Here is an 18,761-nt window from a genome sequence, read left to right on the forward strand (position 1 = left end):
ATAGCGACTCAGTTTTGCGGGGCCTGCTAATCCCGGAGGTAATGCTCAAGGCGCGGCACCTGTAAGAGGGCGAGTGCACGCTTCTCGATTTGGCGCACCCGCTCCCGGGTGACCCCTTCGATGTGGGCGATCTGGTCCAGGGTGCGTGGCTCATCGCCGTCGAGTCCGAAGCGCGCCCGCAGAATCGAACGTTCGCGCACCGGCAGGGCATTCAGGAAGAAGCGGATGTCGGCGGCGCGCAGCGCGAGCGTCGCGTACTCGTCGGGCTGGGGCAGGTCATCGTCGATGATGAGTTCGGCCATGTCGCCGACACCGTCACCGACCGGGGTGTGCAGGGAGATTGGTTCGTTGTCGTACTGCAGCAGCCGCAGCACGTCGCGAACGGGGATCTGGGCCGCGTCGGAGAGCTCGCGGGCGGTGGGTTCCCGGTCGAGGGTGCTGGTGAGGTCCCGGCGGATGCGCTTGATCTTGTTGAGCTTCTCGGCCGTGTGTACCGGAATGCGGATCATGCGCGACTTGTCGGCCATGCCGCGGTGGATGGCCTGGCGGATCCACCAGGTGGCGTAGGTGGAGAACTTGTAGCCCGTCATGAAGTCGTACTTCTCGACGGCGCGCACGAGGCCCATGTTGCCGTCCTGCACGAGATCCATGATGGGTACCCCGCGACCCGAATAGTGCTTGGCGATACTGACGACGAGGCGGAGGTTCGCCTCGATGAAATGGTTCTTGGCCCGGCGGCCGTCGTGCATGAGCCAGCTCAGCTCGCGTTGCTCGGCCGGCTCGCACTGTTCGGCGGGCTCTGCCCCCTGGCGCAGCAGGCGAGCTTCGGCGAGCAGCCCGACCTCGATACGTCGGGCCAGGTCGACCTCCTCCTCGGCGTTGAGCAGGGGCCCCTTGCCGATGCGGCGCAGGTAGTCACCGAAGGCATCCGTCGACGCCCGGCTGTACCGGGCGGCCGGCGCGACGCTCGCCGCGGCACCGGGCCCGCGGGCCGGAGTGCGGGTGGACGCGGATGTGGCGGGTCGACGCCCAGGCGTCGCAGTCGAGGCGTCGATGCCCTCGCTGTCGGCCGCCTCGCGCGGGCTCGCACTGGTCGAGGCCTGGCTCGTACGGGTCATGCGAGCACCGGCCGGGGGTCGAGGCTCGCCGCAGCGCGGTCGAACGACGAGAAGTAGGTGCGTTCCCGAAGTCGCACGAGGCTGGTGACCTCGTAGGCATCACCCACCCGCTGGATGAAGCCGAGCACGCGGGAGGCATCGTCGTCGGGCCGGAGCGCGTCGACAACCCGCCATTCGGTGGGGGAGAGCTTGGTCAGCCCCAGGTTGCCTCGGGTGCCGGGATCGGTGCCCGGGGTGCCCCTGTCGCCGGCCGTCGATCGCGGACTGACGGCCTGTGGACTTCTTGCACGGAGGGTACGATCCCCCTCGTCACGTGTGTTCATGACTACCTCCCGTCGGTATGCAATTCCCAAGTAGACATCCGGCGGCTGCCCCCCTTCAAGGGGTTGACTTGCTGCAATTAACCCGGTAAATCAGTTTGTATTGCGCTCGAATGCCGCGCTCCAGCCGCTCAACTAGGCTGGGAGCATGACGGCTCCGGTACCTGACCACGCGCACAGCGTCTCCGACACAAACAGCGTCTCCGAGATCTTCGACCCGACTCAGTGGCAGAGCGTCGCCGGTTTCGAGGCCCTGACCGACGTGACGTACCACCACGACACGAGCGCCCGCATCGCCCGCATCGCGTTCAACCGGCCCGAAGTACGCAACGCCTTCCGCCCGCACACCGTGGACGAGCTCTACGCCGCCCTCGAAAGCGCCCGCACCAACCCGCGTATCGGCGTGGTGCTGCTCACCGGCAATGGCCCCAGCGCCAAGGACGGCGGCTGGGCCTTCTGCTCGGGCGGCGACCAGCGCATCCGCGGCCGCGACGGTTATCAGTACGACCCGACCGCCCCGGTCAGCGCCTCGCTGCCGACGCCGGCGGCGACCGGCCGGCTGCACATTTTGGAGGTGCAGCGGCTCATCCGTTTCATGCCCAAGGTCGTCATCGCGGTGATTCCGGGCTGGGCAGCCGGCGGCGGTCACTCCCTGCACGTGGTCTGCGACCTCAGCATCGCCAGCGCCGAACACGGTAAATTCAAGCAGACGGATGCCGATGTCGGCTCCTTCGACGCCGGTTACGGCAGCGCGTACTTCGCCCGGCAGGTGGGCCAGAAAGCCGCCCGCGAGGTGTTCTTCCTCGCCCGTGAGTACTCGGCGCAGCGCGCCCTCGAGATGGGCGCCATCAACGCCGTCGTGCCGCACGCCCAGCTCGAAGTCGAGGCGCTCAACTGGGCACGGGAGATCCTGACCAAGTCCCCGACTGCCATCCGTATGCTGAAATTCGCCTTCAATGCGGTCGATGACGGCCTCGTCGGCCAGCAGGTGTTCGCCGGTGAGGCCACCCGCCTCGCCTACGGCACCGACGAGGCGGTCGAGGGCCGTGACGCGTTCCTCGAGAAGCGCGAACCGGACTGGGCGCCGTATCCCTGGCAGTTCTAGCGTGACTTGGGACCGGAGGTGAAAGCGCTGCGGCCGGTCTCGGCCGAGCGCCCGGTCGACCTGCTCGCGGAGGTTCGCCAGGCGCTTACGGCCAGTGGCGACGCGATCCTGCCGGTTCCGGGTCTGCCGGTTCCGGGTCTGGCAGGGCCGGATGCGGTGCCCCGCGTCGCGGGGACGCTCGTGCCGAAACCTGTCGCGGTCGTGATCGAGACCTCCGGGTCGACGGGTGTACCCAAGCGGGTCATGCTCAGCCGGGATGCGTTGCTGAGCAGCGCCGCGGCATCCGTCGTCGCCCTCGGCGGACCCGGGCAATGGCTGTTGGCCCTGCCCGGCCACTACGTCGCCGGCGTGCAGGTGCTGGTGCGGTCGATCGCGGCGGACACGACGCCGGTACTGCTGCCGCCCGGGCACTTCGACCCGCTCGTGTTCGCGGAGTTCGCCGAACGGCTTGTCGAGCCGTTGCGCTACACCTCGCTCGTGCCCGTGCAGCTCGCCCGGCTGCTCGACGCCGCCGACGACCCGAGGGTCGCGGCCGTGCTGCGCCGTTTCACGGCGATTCTCGTCGGTGGCCAGGCGATCGCACCCGAGCTGCTGGCGCGGGCCGAAGAATTGCACGTGCGCGTCGTGCGCACCTACGGCTCGTCGGAGACAGCCGGCGGGTGCGTGTACAACGGCGTGCCGATCGGCAACACCGCCGTGCGGGTCGTCGACGGCCAGCTTGAAATCTCGGGATCCGTGCTCGGCGAGGGCTACCTGGGGGACGCGGATCGCACGGCCGATCGTTTCATCGTGGAGCACGGGGTGCGCTGGTACCGCACCGGAGACCTCGGTGAGATCGACGAGCACGGCTTGGTGCGGGTGCTGGGGCGCGCCGACAACGTGATCATCTCGGGCGGCGAGAAGGTCTCGCTCGACGCCGTGGAACGGGTCGTGCGGGGGCTTCCCGGCTTCGCGGAGGCCGTTGTGGTCGCCGCCGACGACGCGCAGTGGGGGCAGGTGCCGGTGGTGGTCAGGGCTGTGCGCGCGGCTGGCGGTGGTGCGGTCGTCGGTGGCGCGGAAACCGGCGACGGCGACCTGGCCGGGGTGGCGGCGGCGGTGGCATCCGCTCTCGGACGCGCCGCGCGACCCGCGCGCGTAATCGCGGTACCGGTCATTGCACTGCTGGCCTCGGGCAAGCCCGATCGCCACGCCCTGCGGATGCTCGCGGCGGCCCCGACCGACCGCTAGCGGCCCGGGTGTCCCCGGCCTCAGCCGGTGTTGCGGTCGCGGCCGGTACGCTGGAGGGCGTGGCACAGGGAGCGCGGCCGAACAGGCCCCAACAACAGACGACATCCGGTTCGACCAAAAAGACACAGGCCAAGACGCACGGCGCCTCGGGAAATCCGGCCAAGCGCAACGGTCCGGCCCGGCGCGGACCGGCCGCGGTGAAACCCGCGACCGCGTCCGACTGGGTATCCGGCGCCCGACTGCGCACGCTGCCGCTCGCGATCGCGCCCGTCTTTCTCGGCACCGGCGCGGCAATCGTCGCGACCGGAGCGGGCGAATTCCACTGGGTGCGGGCGCTGCTCGCCCTCGCGGTCGCCGTCTGCCTGCAAATCGGCGTGAACTACGCGAACGACTACTCCGACGGCATCCGTGGCACCGACAACAACCGGGTCGGCCCGGCGCGGCTGACCGGCAGCGGTGCCGCTGCCCCGCGCACGGTTCTGATCGTGGCGCTGTCGTTCTTCGGAGCGGCGGCGATCGCCGGGCTGCTGCTCGTCATCGCCACCCAGCAGTGGTGGTTGCTGCTCGTGGGCGTGCTCGCGATCGCGGCCGCCTGGCTGTACACGGGTGGCAAACGACCCTACGGCTACCTCGGACTCGGTGAGCTGTTCGTCTTCGTCTTCTTCGGACTCGTCGCCACCCTTGGCACCACCTACGTGCAGGCCGGCACAGTGAACCTCGAAAGCTGGCTGAGTGCCATCAGCATCGGCTTCATCGCCTGCGCCGTGCTGATGGTCAACAACCTGCGCGACATCGTGCCCGACAGGGCCTCCGGCAAGCGCACGCTTGCCGTGCTGATCGGCGGCACCGCCGGCCGCGCGGTGTTCTGCGTGTTCCTGCTGGCGCCGTTCCTCACCGTCGGGTTCTTCTCGCTCTTCTACCCGCTGGCCTTCTTCACGTTCTTCGTGCTGCTGCTCGCCCTGCCGGCCTGCCTCATCACCGTGACCGGCCGCACTGCGGGGGAGCTGATCCTCGCCCTCAAGCTCACGAGCTTCGCGGGGCTGGGCTACGGCGTGCTGCTCGGGCTGGCCTTCGCCCTCTGACCCGGCCCGCGGCATCCGTCGCCTGATCTGGCGAGACGGGATTACGCCTGGGGCGGGGTGGGGCCGTCGCGGTGCGTGACCTGCTCGGCCGGTTTGGCGGCCTCGGTGCGCTCGGCCGCTTCGACGCGCCGGATGGCGGCGTCTTCGGTCTCGGCGTCGACGTTGACCAGCGGCTTGTCGCGGTGGCGCGCCGCGTAGAGGTCGCGGGCGAGGCCCTCGCGGGGGCGGCGCAGCAACAGGTAGGACACGCACAGCCCGATGATGGCGGCGAGCAGCGCGGCGAGCCACGGTTCGACTCTGAGGGCGAGCAGAACTGCGAGCGGAATCACGAACAACAGCACTCGGAGCACCGAGTAATACACCCACACGGGAACAGTCTTCATGGCTCTAGTTTAAGCCGCCCGACTGGGCACCTGCCGGTCACCGAACGGACACCCCAGCTTCACCCGGGGCTGGCGGCGCCGTTCTAGAATGCGTTCCGCAGATGGGGGTCAGCACTCGCTCACCTGACTCACGGCTCAGCGGCCTACAATTGCGACATGCCCCGCCTGTTGTTTGGTCTTGGATTGATCGTGATCATCCTCACCGTCTATGCCCTGGTCGACTGCGCCCTTTTTGATCGCTCGCGGATTCGCGGGCTGCCGCGATGGGTGTGGATCTTCGTGATCATCCTGGTGCCGGTCATCGGCCCGCTGCTCTGGCTGTTCGTCGGCCGCGGCCGCAAGCGCGCCCCCGTCGGACGGATGCCCCGCGCGAGTGCTCCCGACGATGACCCGGAGTTTCTGCGGGGCCTGGACCGCGAGAAGAAGGAACGTGAGCGCATCCGCCTGCTCGAGGAGCAGCTGGCCAAACTCGATGACCCCGAGGCCGGCCCCGGCACGCCGAGTCAGCCGAACAAGCCCGGTCAGCCCGGAACAGCCGGATCGGCCGACGCGAGCGGCGTCGACCCGAAGAAGTCCGACCCCGGTGAGGGCGACCTCCCCGGCCGGCGGGATGCCTGAAACGCTGCCCGATACACGACTGCCCGACGAACAACCGCGCAGAGACCCGGGCTCAAGCGGTAGCCCGGCGACGGACTTCAGCCTTGCCCTGCTGAGTGCTTTCGTGCGACTCGGCGTGCGCGACGTGGTCTTGAGCCCGGGCGCCCGTTCTCAGGCGCTCGCCCTGGTCGCCGCCGAGCTCGAGCGTCTCTCATGCCTCCGATTGCATGTACGCCTCGACGAGCGCAGCGCCGGGTTCCTGGCGCTCGGCCTCTCGAGTGAAACAGGCCAGCCCGCACTCGTTTTGATGACGAGCGGCACGGCCGTCGCGAACCTGCATCCGGCGGTGCTCGAAGCGCACCATTCGGGCGTTCCCCTGATCGTGCTGAGCGCCGACCGCCCGGCCGAGCTGCGCGGCATCCGCTCAAACCAGACGACCGTGCAACCGGGCATGTTCGGGACGGCCCCCCGGCTCTCCGAGGATGTTCCGGCCCCTGAGGGAGACCCGCAGGAGGCCACCACTGCTGCCGATCTGGCGCAGCGAGCGACGGATGCCGCGCTCGGCATATACACGCGGGATCCCGGCCCCGTGCACCTCAACCTGGCTTTTCGCGAACCGCTGTCCGCAGCCATCGAGTTGGACGCTGACCATATCTCGGCTGCTGACGGGCCCACCGTGCCCGCGGTTGTCGCACGCGAACCGGCCACCGAGATCGATCCGCAGGTCGGAACGGTCGTCATCGCCGGGACGGGCTCCGGCCCGGAGGCCGAGGAATTCGCCCGCGCGGGCGACTGGCCTCTTCTGGCCGAGGTCGTCAGCGGCGCCCGGTTCGGACCGAACCTCGTCGTCGCCTACCGAGAGCTGCTGGCTGAGGCTTCCTTCGGCGGCGCGGTCACCCGCGCGATCGTCTTCGGCCATCCGACCCTGAGCCGGGAGATTCCGGCCCTGCTGCACCGGGACGGTGTCGAGGTCATCGTCGTCGCCCCGTTCGGCGCCGAAAAGTACAATCCCGGACACCGCGTGCACCGGTTTGTGTCCGCCGTCGTGGCGTCGCCGGCATCCGTGGCCGCTGCCGTCACGAGCGACGCCCGCCGCTGGCGCGGACGCTGGGTGATCACCAGCCGGGAGCTGCTCGCGAGCGACTCCGCGGCCACCGCACCCGCGATCGACGCCCGTGGCATCACCCGCTCCGAACTCGCCTTTCTGCGCGCGCCGATCACGCGCGCCATGCTCGCGGATGCGGTCTGGGCGGCGTCCTGGCCGCACGACCGGCTGGTCTTCGGGGCGTCACGCCTCATCCGCGAGGCCGACCGTCGGGTGCCGGGGAAAAAGATCTCGGTGCACTCCAACCGCGGCCTAGCCGGCATTGACGGCACCGTCGCGACTGCGTTCGGCATCGCCGCGGCCAGTCAGGGCGGGGCAGAGCCGCGTTCGGCCGGCACCACCCGGGTGCTGCTCGGCGACCTGACGCTGCTGCACGACGTGGGCTCGCTGCTGCTGACGCCGGGGGAGCCGCTCCCGCGCCTGCAGGTGATCGTGGGGGTCGACGGCGGTGGCAGCATCTTCGACGGCCTCGAGGTTGCCGCCACCGCTCCGACCGACGCGCTCGACCGGGTGTTGTTCACGCCCCGCCGCGTCGACCTCCGGAGCCTCGCGGCCGCGTACGGCTGGGACTATGCCCGCGCCGAGACCCGTACCGAGTTGGAGCATGCGCTCACCGGGGCTCCGACCGCGCCGATGATCCTCGAGGTTCCGCTCGCCCGGTAACGTTTTCGGGGAGAACGACCACGTCGTCGTTCGGTATCTCAGATCTCACCCTCGCAGACCGAGTGACCTGCAGGGCTGAGTTATGCACAGGGCCGAGTTGTCCACAGCTCGTGCGAGACCAGCCGCGGACGCGATTGATCCGGGTAGCGTCGCGATACCACGGGCCAGGTCGGCTCGGGTACTGCGAACGGAGCCGTGCCTATGTCCATCACCTCGTCGCTTGATCCGCTCCCCACCGATCACCTCGCAGCCCCGCCGGCAGAACCGAGACCGGGCCGCTGCGGAACAGCTCGGGCCGCGCTGCTGTTGGGGGGTGCCGCGGTTCTGACGTGCTGGGTGCCCCTGCTCGGCTTCCTGCTCGGCCAGGTGGGGGCTGCCCTGGCGATTGTCTCCGTGACCAAACCGGGGCGTCAGCGCCCGGCGATCATCGGTCTCGCCCTCGCGAGCCTGGGGATGGTCGTGAACGTGGTCGTCACGAGCGTCGTCGCGGCCGCGCTGATCGCCGCCGGATCACAGCTGGCAGGCGCCCGGAGCGCGCTCGACACCGAGAACGGCGCCTCAGCCGCACCCGGAGCCGGGAGTGTAGGGGGCAGCACCGTGACGCAGGGGGTCGAGACCCCGTGCTTCAGCTTCAACGGCCCCGCGTCATACATCAACAACCAGTCCGCCGAGGACGCAGCCGAGTGTCTCACCAGCCTGCAGTTGTGGGGCGAGCGTGACGAACAGGGACAGATTCAGAACACCGGGTTCGGGTCCGTTCTCGGCAGCGTCGAAGTGAACTCGATCCTCGTGGAGTCCAGCGACGAAGCAGCCCCCGACAGGACGATTGACAGCATCGTCGACGCGCTCAACGTCGAGCACATTCCCACCCTCGGCACGGTTTCCAGCCTGAAGGAAAGCGTCACCCTCGACGGGATGCCGGCCAACATCACGAGGGTGATCAGCTCGGTGGAGACAACGAAGACCAAGGTCATGATCACCAGTTACGCGCCCGAGCCGTACCAGACCGACGCCGGCCCGGTGCAGCTGTTCCTGATCTATCTCGTGATTCCCGAAGACAACGGCGAGGAGATCCTCGCGACCGTGCTCGACAGCTGGCGCTGGCACTAGGGCCACGCAGGCACGCAGATCGGGTTGACGCTGCACGGGGGGCGGCACACAATCTGTGCATGAATAGCGAAGATGAAACACAGGCGGTGGCCAAGGTCATCGCCCGACTCCGAAAGAAATTTCCGCAGGTATCGCCGGAGACGGTCGAGCAGATTGTGCGCCAGGAACACCGGGCGTTAGACGGACGCCCGGTGCGGGATTTCATCGCCGTGCTTGTCGAGCACGAAGCGCGGCAGCGCCTGCGTGCGATGTCGGTGCCGGTTCAGGCGGCGGTGCCGGGCTCGGTTCCGCGCGCAGCCAACGGCATTTAGCGGGCGGCGGCATCCGCCAGACGCAGTTCGCGGTGGCCGAGGGGGGCAAAGTGCGCGTCGACCTCGGCCTCGGAGACCTCGGCGAGGGTGGCGGGGCTCCACCGCGGCGTGTGGTCCTTGTCGATGACCTGGGCCCGGATGCCCTCCCGAAAATCGGGACGGTCGAGGCTGTGCAGCGAGACGCGAAACTCCTGCTCGAGCACCGATTCGAGGTCGGGCAGCGCGCGCGCCCGGCGCAGTGCGGCGAGCGTCACCTTGACCGCGGTCGGTGAATTGAAGCGGATGCTCGCCGCCGCCTCGTGCGCGCCGGCCTCGGTGCTCGAATCGAGGCGCTGAAGAATCTCCTCGACGGTGTCGGCGGCGTAGCAGGAGTTGATCCAGTGCCGGTGCTGCAGCAGGGGCGGCGCGGGCGCCGGAACGGTGACCGCGGCCAGCACCTGCTGCAGATTGTCGGTGGCCAGGCGCTGAACCAGCTCGACGATCCGGTCGCTCGGCAGAAAACGGTCAGCCAGGCCGAGGGTAATGGCGTCGGAGCCGGTCATCGCGTTCGAGGTCAGGGCGAGATGGGTTCCCAGCTCGCCCGGCGCCCGGGAGAAGAGGTACGTACCGCCGACATCGGGCACAAAGCCGATGGCCGCTTCGGGCATGCCGATCTTCGAGCGTTCGGTGACCAGCCGCACCGAGGCGTGCGCGGAGATGCCCACGCCACCGCCGAAGACCACGCCGTCCATGAGCGTCACGACGGGTGTGGGATAGCGGGCGATGAGCGCGTTGACGGGGTATTCGGCGGCCCAAAATAACTCGGTGGCGTGTCCGCCGGCGGCGGCGTCCCGGGCGATCGCCACGATGTCGCCGCCCGCGCAGAGTCCACGCTCACCGCTGCCGGTGATCAGGACGACGTGCACCGTGTCATCCGTCGCCCAGTCGGTGAGGTGATCGCCGATGATGCGCACCATCTCTTCGGTGAGGGCGTTCATCGCGCGGGGGCGATTGAGCTGCAGATGGCCGAGATGGCCGATGCGGCGCACGATCACGGATACGGTCTCGTCGTGTGTCATGCGGACCCGCTTTCCGTGGCACCGCCGTTGGTGACCCACTGCGCTCGCCGGGGCGAGTCGTCTGCCTCACGATACACACCCGCACCGGCAATTCTGCTCGGCGGCCGCAACGTTGCGGGTCTGTGTCCCCGAACTGGCAAACCGACCCGAAGACCCCCAGAATTCTTGATCTGGCCGAACAGATGACACCATCAAGCTAAGGGGACCTTTGCGAAGTGGCGAGCTTCCCGCCTGTCCTGCCCTGCAGAACCCTTCGCTAGGAACCATCATGACCCAACGCCTGACCCGCTCGAGCCGCGCCGCCCGCCCGAACCTCGGCGTCTCCGACCAGTTGCTTCAGGACCTGCAACAGCTCGCGCGCACCCCCTCACTGTTGGTGGCCTGCAACTATGGCGGCACCCTGTCGTACCACGGCGCCTCCGACGTGCCCTCGAAGCTGCTGCCCGAATCGGCGACCGCGCTGCGCGCCCTTGCCGCCCTGCCGAACACCCACACCGCCGTCATGAGCGGTCGCACCCTGCGCGACCTCGCGGCGGATTCCCGCCTGCCGCGCGAGGTGCACCTCGTCGGCTCGAACGGCGCCGAGTTCGACTCCGAGTTCTTCGGCACCGGGTCAACGGATGCCGCCCCCCGCGCCGACGACTCCGGTGCGGCCCTCGACCGCCTGCGCAACCGCCTCGGCGTGAGCGCCGCCTTCTTCGCCGGTGATGCGTCGAGCGACGAATTCGCCATGAGCACCCTGCACGGCCCCGACATGGGCGTGCGCATCGGCGACGGCGATACGAAGGCCGCGCACCGCATCACCGGCCCCGAGACCCTCGCCTCCCTCCTCGCCCTGCTGTTCGAGCTGCGCAAGGACTGGCTGTTCGGCCAGGACGTCGTGGCCATCGAACGTCATTCGATGCTCGGCGACGGCACCTCGACCGCCCTCGTGACGCCGGAGGCCCGCATTTGCTGGATGACGCATCCGCAGCCCGATTCGGGCTCACTGTTTGCGAGCATCCTCGGCAGTGAAGAGGCCGGCCACTTCAGCATCGACCCGGTGAAGAAGAGCCGCGTGCTCGGCCAGCGCTACGTCGACAACACCATGATCGTCGAGACCCGCTGGGCCGATGTCACGGTCACCGACTACCTCGAGCCCTCCCCGCTGGGCATCACCAACCTCGTGCGGGTGCTCACCGGCACCGGCAGCGCGAAGATCATCTTCGCGCCACGGCCCGACTACGCCGCCGCCTATTTCAACATGCACGCGGATGCCACGGGCGTGCACATCACCGGATCCCGTGACCCGATCACCCTCACCGCCCCCGGCGTGGAGTTCACCGTCACCTCCGACGGCCGCAACGAGACCGCGACCGCCGTCGTCGACCTGTCGCAGGGCCCGGTCGTGCTGAACCTGCGCTGCGGAGACACCGACGCCTACGTGCCCGACTGCGCGGCCGAACCCGCCCGCCGGGCCGTGATCGCCGCGAAGAGCCGCTCCTGGGTCAGCCAACTCGACCTGCCCGGCGTGAAGCCGTCGCTCGTGGGACGTTCGGCGCTCGTGCTGCGCGCGCTCTGCTACGAACCGACCGGCGCCGTGCTCGCGGCGTCGACGACGTCGCTGCCCGAGGGCATTGGCGGCACCCGCAACTGGGATTACCGCTACTGCTGGCTGCGCGACGGCTCGATGACGGTCAAGGCGCTCGTCGACCTCGGCTCGACGGTGGAGGCCGAAGGGTTTCTGCACTGGCTCGACGGCATTCTTCAGGTGTCCCCGGGGGCCGAGTGGCTGCATCCGCTCTATTCGATCACCGGTTCGTCGCTCGGTGCCGAGGCCAGCCTGGAGTCGCTGCCCGGTTACGCCGGCTCGCGCCCGGTGCGCATCGGAAACGCCGCGGACAACCAGGTGCAGCTCGACGTGTTCGGCCCGATCGCCGAACTGATCGACACCCTCAGCGCCCGCAACGGCGAGGTCACCGAGTTTCAGTGGGGACTGCTCAGCCAGATGGTCAACGCCGTCGCGAGCCGCTGGCAGGAACCCGACCACGGCATCTGGGAAGCCCGCCGCAGCCCGCGCCACCACACCTATACGAAGACCATGTGCTGGGTCACCGTCGATCGCGCCCTGCGTGTCGCCGCCCGCCACGGCCGCACCGTCGAACCCGAATGGGAGCTGCTCGCCCTCACTATTCGCGAAGACGTGCTGGTCAACGGCTGGGACGACGACGTGAAGTCGTACACCGTGGCCTACGACAGCCCCGACCTCGACGCCGCCGTGCTGCACATCGGGCTTAGCGGCCTGCTCGACGTGAGCGACCCCCGGTTCGCGCAGACGGTCAGCGCCGTCGAGCGTGAACTGCGCGTGGGCCCGACCGTGTTCCGCTACCGCTACGACGACGGCCTGCCCGGGCTCGAGGGCGGCTTCCATATCTGCACGACCTGGCTGATCGAGTCCTACCTCGCGACCGGCCGGTTCGACGAGGCCGAGGCCCTGTTCAACCAGCTGATCATCCTGACCGGTCCGACCGGACTGCTCTCGGAGGAGTTCGACCCGGCGACCGAGACGCACCTGGGCAACCATCCGCAGGCGTACTCGCACCTCGGCTTCATCCGCTGCGCGCAGCTGCTCGACGCTCACCGCAAGGCGTTCGTGGCCGTCGCTTAGCTGAGCCGCTGGTCGGCCTGGCCGGCTAAATCGCGCACAAAACACCTTCGTTCTGAGAATGAAGGTGTTTTTTGCGTATCTCAGCCCTCAACTCGGCGGCAGCGCAGGCGTGATTCGACCGGCCGGAGCGGGATCTGCACTAGATGTAGTTGCAGATGCATGTATAGCCACTACATGTTGTGTTTGAGGGCGTCTGAAGGGGCGTATGGTGGGGCGCAGCAACCCGACCGAGTTGCAGCGACACAAAGGATCTGCTCCGCATGCCCAGCCTCACTACAGTCCAGGACTCTGCCCACATTTCAGCTGCGAGCCGGGCAGCGGATGCCCGCGGGGCCCGGCCCGGCGCATCCGTCGACGTCAGCACGACGGTCGGTGAGTACCTGGACCGGTCGGACTGGCGGGTCAACGCGAACGCGAACCAGGGCTTCTCCCTCGGCGGGCTGATTCTCAACACGGCCGGCAAGGTCATCGCCAACTACTGGCTCAGTAACGTCTACAGCGCTGAGATCGGTGCGGCGCACCGGACCGGGGACCTGCACATCCACGACCTCGACATGCTGGCCGGGTACTGCGCAGGCTGGTCGCTGCGGGTGCTGCTCGAGGAGGGGCTGAACGGCGTGCCCGGCACCGTCGAGTCGACGCCGCCGAAACACTTTGGTTCGGCCGTCGGCCAGATCGTGAATTTTCTCGGCACCCTGCAGAACGAGTGGGCCGGCGCGCAGGCGTTCAGCTCGTTCGATACCTACATGGCGCCGTTCGTGCGCGTCGACGATCTCGACTATGCGGCCGTGCGCCAGAGCGTGCAGGAACTCATCTACAACCTCAATGTTCCCTCCCGTTGGGGAACCCAGACCCCGTTCACAAACCTCACCTTCGACTGGGTCTGTCCGGAGGATCTGCGTGAGCAGGTTCCGGTCATCAATGGTGTGCCCCAGGACTTTCGATATGGCGACCTGGCGGTGGAGATGGCGATGATCAACCGCGCGTACATCGAGGTGATGACGGGCGGCGATGCCCGCGGCCGCGTGTTCACCTTTCCGATTCCGACCTACAACATCACTGAGGACTTCGACTGGGAGTCCGCCAACGCGGAGCGACTCTTCGAGATGACCGCCCGCTACGGCACGCCCTACTTTCAAAACTTCATCAACTCCGAGCTCAAGCCGAACCAGATTCGCTCGATGTGCTGCCGGCTGCAGCTCGACCTGCGCGAACTGCAGAAGCGCGGCAACGGGCTCTTCGGCTCTGCTGAGCAGACGGGGTCCCTCGGCGTGGTCACCGTCAACTGCGCCCGCCTCGGCTTCGTGCACCACGGCGATGAAGCGGGCCTGCTCGATGCCCTCGACGAGCTCCTCGAGCTCGCCCGGGATTCCCTCGAACTCAAGCGCACGGTCATTGACGGGCTTATCGTCGACGGGCTCTTTCCGTACACCAAGCGCTACCTCGGCGCCGGACTGCGCAACCATTTCTCAACCATCGGCGTGAACGGCATCAACGAGATGATCCGCAACCTCAGTGGTGACGAGCACGACATCACCACGCCCACGGGGCACGCCATCGCGGTTCGCCTGCTCGACCACGTGCGCGCTCGCATGATCGAATTCCAGGAGACCACGGGTCACATGTACAACCTCGAAGCGACCCCGGCCGAGGGCACCACGTATCGTTTCGCCAAGGAAGACCGCGCACGCTTCCCCACCATTCTCCAGGCCGGAACCGAATCGAACCCGTACTACACGAACTCCTCGCAGCTGCCGGTCGGGTTCACTGACGACCCCTTCGAGGCGCTCGACCGCCAGGACGAACTGCAGACCAAATACACCGGCGGTACCGTGCTGCACCTGTATATGTCCGAGAAGCTGTCCTCGGCCGCGGCCTGCCGCGAGCTCGTGAAGCGGGCGCTGTCGACCCACCGACTGCCCTACATCACGGTCACACCGACGTTCTCGATCTGCCCCGACCACGGCTATCTGGCCGGTGAACACCCGACGTGCACCAGCTGTGGCGGCGCGTGCGAGGTCTGGACCCGGGTGATGGGATATTTCCGCCCGGTCAGCTCGTTCAACATCGGCAAGAAGGGCGAGCACCGGGAGCGCACCCACTTCACGGAAGTCGCGCTGGCCCGATGACCGCCGTCACGGCGGTGCCGCCGAGCAGGGATCCGATCAGTGCGGCTCCGCAGGGGGCCGGGCCGGCGACATCCAGGGTGCGAATGACCGGGCCGGCTTGCGGGCTGACCGCGATGACGGATGCCGACGGGCTGCAGATCGCGGGGCTCGTCGCCCTCTCAACCTGCGACTGGCCCGGCAAACTCGTGGCCACGGTGTTTCTGCAGGGCTGCCCGTTGGCCTGCACCTACTGCCACAATCCGGGCCTGCTCGACCCGTTCACCCCGGGCACCGTGACCTGGCAACAGGTGCGTGACCTGCTCGCCCGGCGCCACGGCCTGCTCGACGGCGTGGTCTTCTCGGGCGGCGAACCAACCCGGCAGGCCGGCCTCGCCGCGGCGATGCGCGAGGTGGCCGCACTCGGCTACGGGGTGGGCCTGCACACGGCCGGCGTCTACCCGAAACGGTTCGCCGAGGTGCTGGGGCTCTGCGACTGGATCGGCCTCGACATCAAGGCGCCGGAGCCGCTCTATGGCGCCGTGACCGGGGTTGCGGCCGCGGCGGCGAAGGCGTTCGCCAGCCTGCGGATGGCGCTCGCGGCATCCGTCGACCTGCAGGTGCGCACCACGGTCGACCCGTTGGTGCTGACCCCCGCCGACGTCGCCGACCTGATGCGCACTCTGGCGCAGCTCGGGGTGCGCGACCACGTGCTGCAGACGGTGCGCACCGAGGGCACAACCGCGGAGTTCACGGCGCGGCTCGAGGCGTTTCGTGCCCTCTCCGGGACGAACTGAGGTGGATGCCCGGCCTGCGTGGTACCGTGCCGACATGAAGCAGAGAGAGTTGTTTCTTCAGGCGGATGCCGCGTTGCGCTCCGTCATCGACCGCCTCACTCCCGAGCAACTCGAGCTGCCGGCCCCGGCCGAGTGGACCCGGGTCGCGAACCCCCTGCTGCGCGACATCGTCGCCGATCACATGCGCGACGAAGCGTGGGTGCCGGCCGTGCTGGCAGGGCGCACGATCGAAGAGGTCGGGAAGGATTTTCCCACCAACCTGCTCGGCGACGAGGCCCCGAGCGACGACCCGCTCGGCGACTACCTGATTCACAAGTATGACCGGCTGAACGACATAGCCACCGCCGCGGTGCGCGAAGACCTCGACCCGGAGCGCATGGTTCATCTCAGCTACGGGGACTACCCGCTGCGCGAATACCTGCAGCACGTGAGCTGCTATCGGGCCTTTGCGTCCTGGTCGATCGCCCGGTTGGTCGGCCTCGACTTTGAGATGTCGACCGAATTGGTGGACCTGCTGTGGGAGCAGATCGTGCCCGAGATCGACGGCTGGCGCGCGATGGGCGTCTTCGGGCCGCCGGTTGAGGTTCCGGCCGGCGCCGATCGCGAGACCCAGCTGCTGGGCCTGACTGGTTTCTGGACCCCGAGCCGCGCCACCGACTGACCCGCGGGTTTACGGGGCCAGCTGTGACACCTCGTCAGCGAGGGGGCGCATGTGGCCCCTTGAGGGGGTCATCGCCCACTCGTGGGAGATGTGGTCGGGAAATACCCGGCGCATCCTGCGCTGTTTAAGTGCACGATGTTACGGTTAATGGGTGACCGTTGAGCAACTGAAGAGCGAGGGCTGGCATGCCGCCCTCGCGTCGAGCACGCGCCGACGTGTTCTTGAACTGCTCGTAACGTCCGGCAAGGCCCTCGATGCCGTGGCCGTCGCCGAGGCGATCTCGCTGCACGTGACCACGGCTCGCTTTCACCTGGAACAGCTCGAGGCCGTCGGACTCGTGCAGCGCGCGGTCTTGCGTGTGCCCGGCCAGCGTGGGCGCCCGCGCGTGCTGTTCAGCATCCCCGAGGCCCGGCCCGGCGGCGTGGCCGGGGCAGCGACCGGCACACCGCAGGTCGACATGCAGGAGCAGCTCAGCCGTGCCCTGATCAGCGTGCTGGGCGAAGACGCCGACGGTGGCCGGTCCCGGGCGATTCGCGCCGGTGAAAACTGGTCGACGGCCCTGCCGGAGCGGGTCAGGGCCGAATCTGGTGCCGGCATGGTCGAGAGGGGAGAGCCACGGCCGCCCACTCCAGAGCCGAGTTCGACGGAGCAAACCGCGCCGGCGGGAGTCGGCGCCGTGCGTCGCACCCGCACCGCGGGAGCGGGCCCATACCTGACCGTGCTCGGCGACCTCGGATTCGCCCCCGAACTGCAGGGGGAGCGGGTCGTGGCGCTGCACGAGTGCCCGTTTCGGGCGGAGGCCCGCGCGAACCCCGGCGTGGTCTGCTCGGTGCACCTCGGCCTGATGCGCGGGGTCGCGCGCTCCCTCGGGCAGAACGAAGACGAGGTGGCCCTGCACCCGTTCGTGACGCCGACGCTGTGCCTGGTGGACCTTCCCGAAACGGGTGGGGCGGCATCCGCTATTAAATAGTAATTCAGTCCTCTAAAATGGATGCGGACCCCGACCCGCGAAGGAACCGCACGCCATGAAGCACAGCACCGCACAAAAGCTCTGGCACCGCACCACCGGCATGCTCGTTCCGGTCTGGTTGTTGCTCGGGCTGGTCGCCGCCGCGCTCGCCCAGGCCGCAGCGTTCGGGCCCTGGCTGATGGTGCACCTGTTGCTGCTCGGGGGAGTCAGCACCGCGATCCTGGTCTGGAGCCAGTACTTCGCCGACAGCCTGCTGAAGAACACCGCACCCGGCGGCCGGGCCAGCCTCGGCGTGCGGCTCGCCGTGCACACGGTCGGCGCGGCCACCGTGATGACCGGCATCGTCTACGGCTGGTGGATCGTCACCTTGATCGGGGGAATCCTGGTCGGTGGCACCGCCCTGCTGCACGCCGCCCTGCTGATCGGCCAGCTGCGGGGCGCACTGCCGGCCCGGTTCTCGCGGCTCGTGCGCTACTACGTCGCCTCGGCCAGCGCGCTCATCGTCGGCGTCACGCTCGGCGTGATGATGGCGCACCCCGAGAGCTCGATCATCAACACCGCCGGGGAGTACTACGAGCGCCTCTACATCGGCCACCTCGCGCTCAACCTGCTGGGCTGGATCGGCCTCACGGTGATCGGCACGGTCGCCCTGCTCTGGCCCACCGTGTTGCGCTCGCCGGTCGTGCAGACGACCGCCGCGGCCGCCCGCAGCACCCTGCCGATTCTGGTCGGCGGCCTCACCGTCATCACCGTCGGCTCGCTCCTCGACTCTCGTTACCTCGCCGCGGCCGGCGTGCTGATCTACCTCGTCGGCCTCGTGCGCGTGCTCACGGAACTTGTCGGCCACGCCCGCCGCCTGCCGGTGATCAGCTACTCGGGCTGGAGCCTCGGTGCCGCCGTGGTCTGGTTCGCCCTCTGCACGGCAGCGTTCGGCATGGCCGTCGCGGTCGCTGACAGCTGGGCGGATGCCGCCGCGAGCGTCGAAGCGCTCGTTCCCTATTTCGCTGTCGGCTTCGCGGGGCAGATCGTGATCGGGGCGCTCAGCTACCTGATCGGGGCCGTGCTGCCCGGCGGGCCGCTCGCCAAGGCCGGCATCTTTGCCGAGCTCGACCGGGCCGGCCTGTTTCGCGTCGCCGTCGTGAACGGCGGCCTGCTGCTGACCCTGCTGCCGCTTCCCGTGACCGCCGTCACGCTCCTGATGGCTCTCGTGCTCCTCACCCTCGCGTCATTTCTCGTCTTCATGGTGCGCGCCCTGCGCGAGAGCCGCCGCCTGATCGCCGCTCTGGTGGCGGCTCGGCCCCCGGCGGGAAGGCGCCCCGGACTGCTGCCGGCCGGGCTGCCGGTCACCGGCAATCCGGCACCGGTGGCCGGAACGCCGGCCCTGGGCTTGTCGTCGGCACCATCCACGATCCCCACCCGGCCGGCCGGGCGCGTGGCGGCGGCGCGTGTGACGGCATCCGCCGCCGCGCCCTCAGCGGGGGCAACCCCACCGGCCGCGCCCG

The 18,761-nt window shown here is 68.7% G+C and carries 16 protein-coding genes and 1 pseudogene; 13 read left to right on the forward strand and 4 right to left on the reverse strand.

The genetic code is table 11. From position 1 onward, the window contains the following. Positions 1–26: 26 nt before the first annotated feature. Positions 27–1,118 (reverse strand): sigma-70 family RNA polymerase sigma factor, encoded by a 1,092-nt coding sequence (locus tag D6T64_RS04790; RefSeq protein ID WP_119972449.1) that lies wholly within the window; start codon positions 1,116–1,118, stop codon positions 27–29. Beyond that, positions 1,115–1,441 (reverse strand): hypothetical protein, encoded by a 327-nt coding sequence (locus D6T64_RS04795; protein WP_119972454.1) that lies wholly within the window; start codon positions 1,439–1,441, stop codon positions 1,115–1,117. Before D6T64_RS04795 ends, D6T64_RS04790 begins: the two co-directional genes overlap by 4 nt. Positions 1,442–1,586: 145 nt before the next feature. Between D6T64_RS04795 and D6T64_RS04800 the strand changes: the two genes are divergently transcribed. The 3 genes from D6T64_RS04800 to D6T64_RS04810 are packed head-to-tail and all read left to right on the forward strand — an operon-like array spanning position 1,587 to position 4,852. Next, complete coding sequence (locus tag D6T64_RS04800; RefSeq protein WP_119972457.1) at positions 1,587–2,543, forward strand: 1,4-dihydroxy-2-naphthoyl-CoA synthase; 957 nt, start codon at positions 1,587–1,589, stop codon at positions 2,541–2,543. An 18-nt stretch (positions 2,544–2,561) separates the two neighbouring features. Next, positions 2,562–3,770, forward strand: a complete 1,209-nt coding sequence (locus D6T64_RS04805) for an AMP-binding protein (RefSeq protein WP_199719058.1) — start codon at positions 2,562–2,564, stop codon at positions 3,768–3,770. A 59-nt stretch (positions 3,771–3,829) separates the two neighbouring features. Further along, entirely contained in the window at positions 3,830–4,852 is a 1,023-nt protein-coding gene (locus tag D6T64_RS04810; RefSeq protein ID WP_377009935.1) for a 1,4-dihydroxy-2-naphthoate polyprenyltransferase, read from the forward strand. A 41-nt stretch (positions 4,853–4,893) separates the two neighbouring features. Here the strand turns inward: D6T64_RS04810 and D6T64_RS04815 are convergent, their stop codons facing one another. Further along, entirely contained in the window at positions 4,894–5,235 is a 342-nt protein-coding gene (locus D6T64_RS04815) for a DUF4229 domain-containing protein (protein ID WP_119972464.1), read from the reverse strand. A gap of 156 nt (positions 5,236–5,391) precedes the next feature. On the opposite strand from D6T64_RS04815, the gene D6T64_RS04820 reads away from it, so the two are divergent. From D6T64_RS04820 to D6T64_RS04835, 4 genes are all read left to right on the forward strand, one after another. Then, positions 5,392–5,853: a PLDc N-terminal domain-containing protein gene (locus D6T64_RS04820; protein ID WP_119972468.1), complete on the forward strand. Its 462-nt coding sequence runs from the start codon at positions 5,392–5,394 to the stop codon at positions 5,851–5,853. Continuing rightward, on the forward strand, positions 5,846–7,600 hold the full coding sequence (gene menD, locus D6T64_RS04825) for a 2-succinyl-5-enolpyruvyl-6-hydroxy-3-cyclohexene-1-carboxylic-acid synthase (protein ID WP_119972520.1): 1,755 nt from the start codon (positions 5,846–5,848) through the stop codon (positions 7,598–7,600). Before D6T64_RS04820 ends, menD begins: the two co-directional genes overlap by 8 nt. Positions 7,601–7,801: 201 nt before the next feature. Continuing rightward, positions 7,802–8,710: a hypothetical protein gene (locus tag D6T64_RS04830; protein WP_119972471.1), complete on the forward strand. Its 909-nt coding sequence runs from the start codon at positions 7,802–7,804 to the stop codon at positions 8,708–8,710. 59 nt (positions 8,711–8,769) lie between these two features. Next, positions 8,770–9,021: a three-helix bundle dimerization domain-containing protein gene (locus tag D6T64_RS04835; RefSeq protein WP_147364470.1), complete on the forward strand. Its 252-nt coding sequence runs from the start codon at positions 8,770–8,772 to the stop codon at positions 9,019–9,021. Here D6T64_RS04835 and D6T64_RS04840 read toward each other — a convergent pair. Next, the gene (locus D6T64_RS04840; protein WP_119972479.1) at positions 9,018–10,079 is read right to left on the reverse strand and encodes an enoyl-CoA hydratase/isomerase family protein; all 1,062 of its coding nucleotides are present in this window, start codon (positions 10,077–10,079) and stop codon (positions 9,018–9,020) included. The genes D6T64_RS04835 and D6T64_RS04840 overlap by 4 nt on opposite strands. Positions 10,080–10,347: 268 nt before the next feature. On the opposite strand from D6T64_RS04840, the gene D6T64_RS04845 reads away from it, so the two are divergent. The 6 genes and pseudogenes from D6T64_RS04845 to D6T64_RS04870 form a co-directional block, all read left to right on the forward strand. Then, positions 10,348–12,726 carry a trehalase-like domain-containing protein gene (locus D6T64_RS04845; protein WP_119972482.1) on the forward strand — a complete coding sequence of 793 codons (2,379 nt, stop codon included), beginning with the start codon at positions 10,348–10,350 and terminating at the stop codon, positions 12,724–12,726. A gap of 260 nt (positions 12,727–12,986) precedes the next feature. Then, a complete protein-coding gene (locus D6T64_RS04850; RefSeq protein WP_119972486.1) occupies positions 12,987–14,855 on the forward strand; it encodes a ribonucleoside triphosphate reductase in 1,869 nt (622 codons plus the stop codon). Between the two features lie 83 nt (positions 14,856–14,938). Continuing rightward, positions 14,939–15,628, forward strand: coding sequence for an anaerobic ribonucleoside-triphosphate reductase activating protein (locus D6T64_RS04855; protein ID WP_233550833.1), 690 nt, complete (start codon positions 14,939–14,941; stop codon positions 15,626–15,628). A gap of 34 nt (positions 15,629–15,662) precedes the next feature. Further along, positions 15,663–16,289 (forward strand): DinB family protein, encoded by a 627-nt coding sequence (locus D6T64_RS04860; protein ID WP_119972492.1) that lies wholly within the window; start codon positions 15,663–15,665, stop codon positions 16,287–16,289. Positions 16,290–16,440: 151 nt separating this feature from the next. Next, positions 16,441–17,259 (forward strand): helix-turn-helix transcriptional regulator, encoded by an 819-nt coding sequence (locus D6T64_RS04865; RefSeq protein ID WP_119972495.1) that lies wholly within the window; start codon positions 16,441–16,443, stop codon positions 17,257–17,259. 55 nt (positions 17,260–17,314) lie between these two features. Then, positions 17,315–18,761 (forward strand): annotated as a pseudogene (locus D6T64_RS04870) (multicopper oxidase domain-containing protein); the annotation flags it as partial.

The organism is Cryobacterium melibiosiphilum (genome assembly GCF_003602235.1).
Taxonomy (GTDB): Bacteria; Actinomycetota; Actinomycetes; order Actinomycetales; family Microbacteriaceae; genus Cryobacterium; species Cryobacterium melibiosiphilum.

Bases quoted from the DNA above. Each gene is read 5' to 3' on its own strand.
- D6T64_RS04800 (WP_119972457.1), top strand. From the start codon at position 1,587: ATGACGGCTCCGGTACCTGACCACGCGCACAGCGTCTCCGACACAAAC.
- D6T64_RS04835 (WP_147364470.1), top strand. From the start codon at position 8,770: ATGAATAGCGAAGATGAAACACAGGCGGTGGCCAAGGTCATCGCCCGA.
- D6T64_RS04820 (WP_119972468.1), top strand. From the start codon at position 5,392: ATGCCCCGCCTGTTGTTTGGTCTTGGATTGATCGTGATCATCCTCACC.
- D6T64_RS04795 (WP_119972454.1), bottom strand. From the start codon at position 1,441: ATGAACACACGTGACGAGGGGGATCGTACCCTCCGTGCAAGAAGTCCA.
- D6T64_RS04815 (WP_119972464.1), bottom strand. From the start codon at position 5,235: ATGAAGACTGTTCCCGTGTGGGTGTATTACTCGGTGCTCCGAGTGCTG.
- D6T64_RS04790 (WP_119972449.1), bottom strand. From the start codon at position 1,118: ATGACCCGTACGAGCCAGGCCTCGACCAGTGCGAGCCCGCGCGAGGCG.
- D6T64_RS04855 (WP_233550833.1), top strand. From the start codon at position 14,939: ATGACCGGGCCGGCTTGCGGGCTGACCGCGATGACGGATGCCGACGGG.
- D6T64_RS04840 (WP_119972479.1), bottom strand. From the start codon at position 10,079: ATGACACACGACGAGACCGTATCCGTGATCGTGCGCCGCATCGGCCAT.
- menD (WP_119972520.1), top strand. From the start codon at position 5,846: ATGCCTGAAACGCTGCCCGATACACGACTGCCCGACGAACAACCGCGC.
- D6T64_RS04845 (WP_119972482.1), top strand. From the start codon at position 10,348: ATGACCCAACGCCTGACCCGCTCGAGCCGCGCCGCCCGCCCGAACCTC.
- D6T64_RS04860 (WP_119972492.1), top strand. From the start codon at position 15,663: ATGAAGCAGAGAGAGTTGTTTCTTCAGGCGGATGCCGCGTTGCGCTCC.
- D6T64_RS04850 (WP_119972486.1), top strand. From the start codon at position 12,987: ATGCCCAGCCTCACTACAGTCCAGGACTCTGCCCACATTTCAGCTGCG.
- D6T64_RS04830 (WP_119972471.1), top strand. From the start codon at position 7,802: ATGTCCATCACCTCGTCGCTTGATCCGCTCCCCACCGATCACCTCGCA.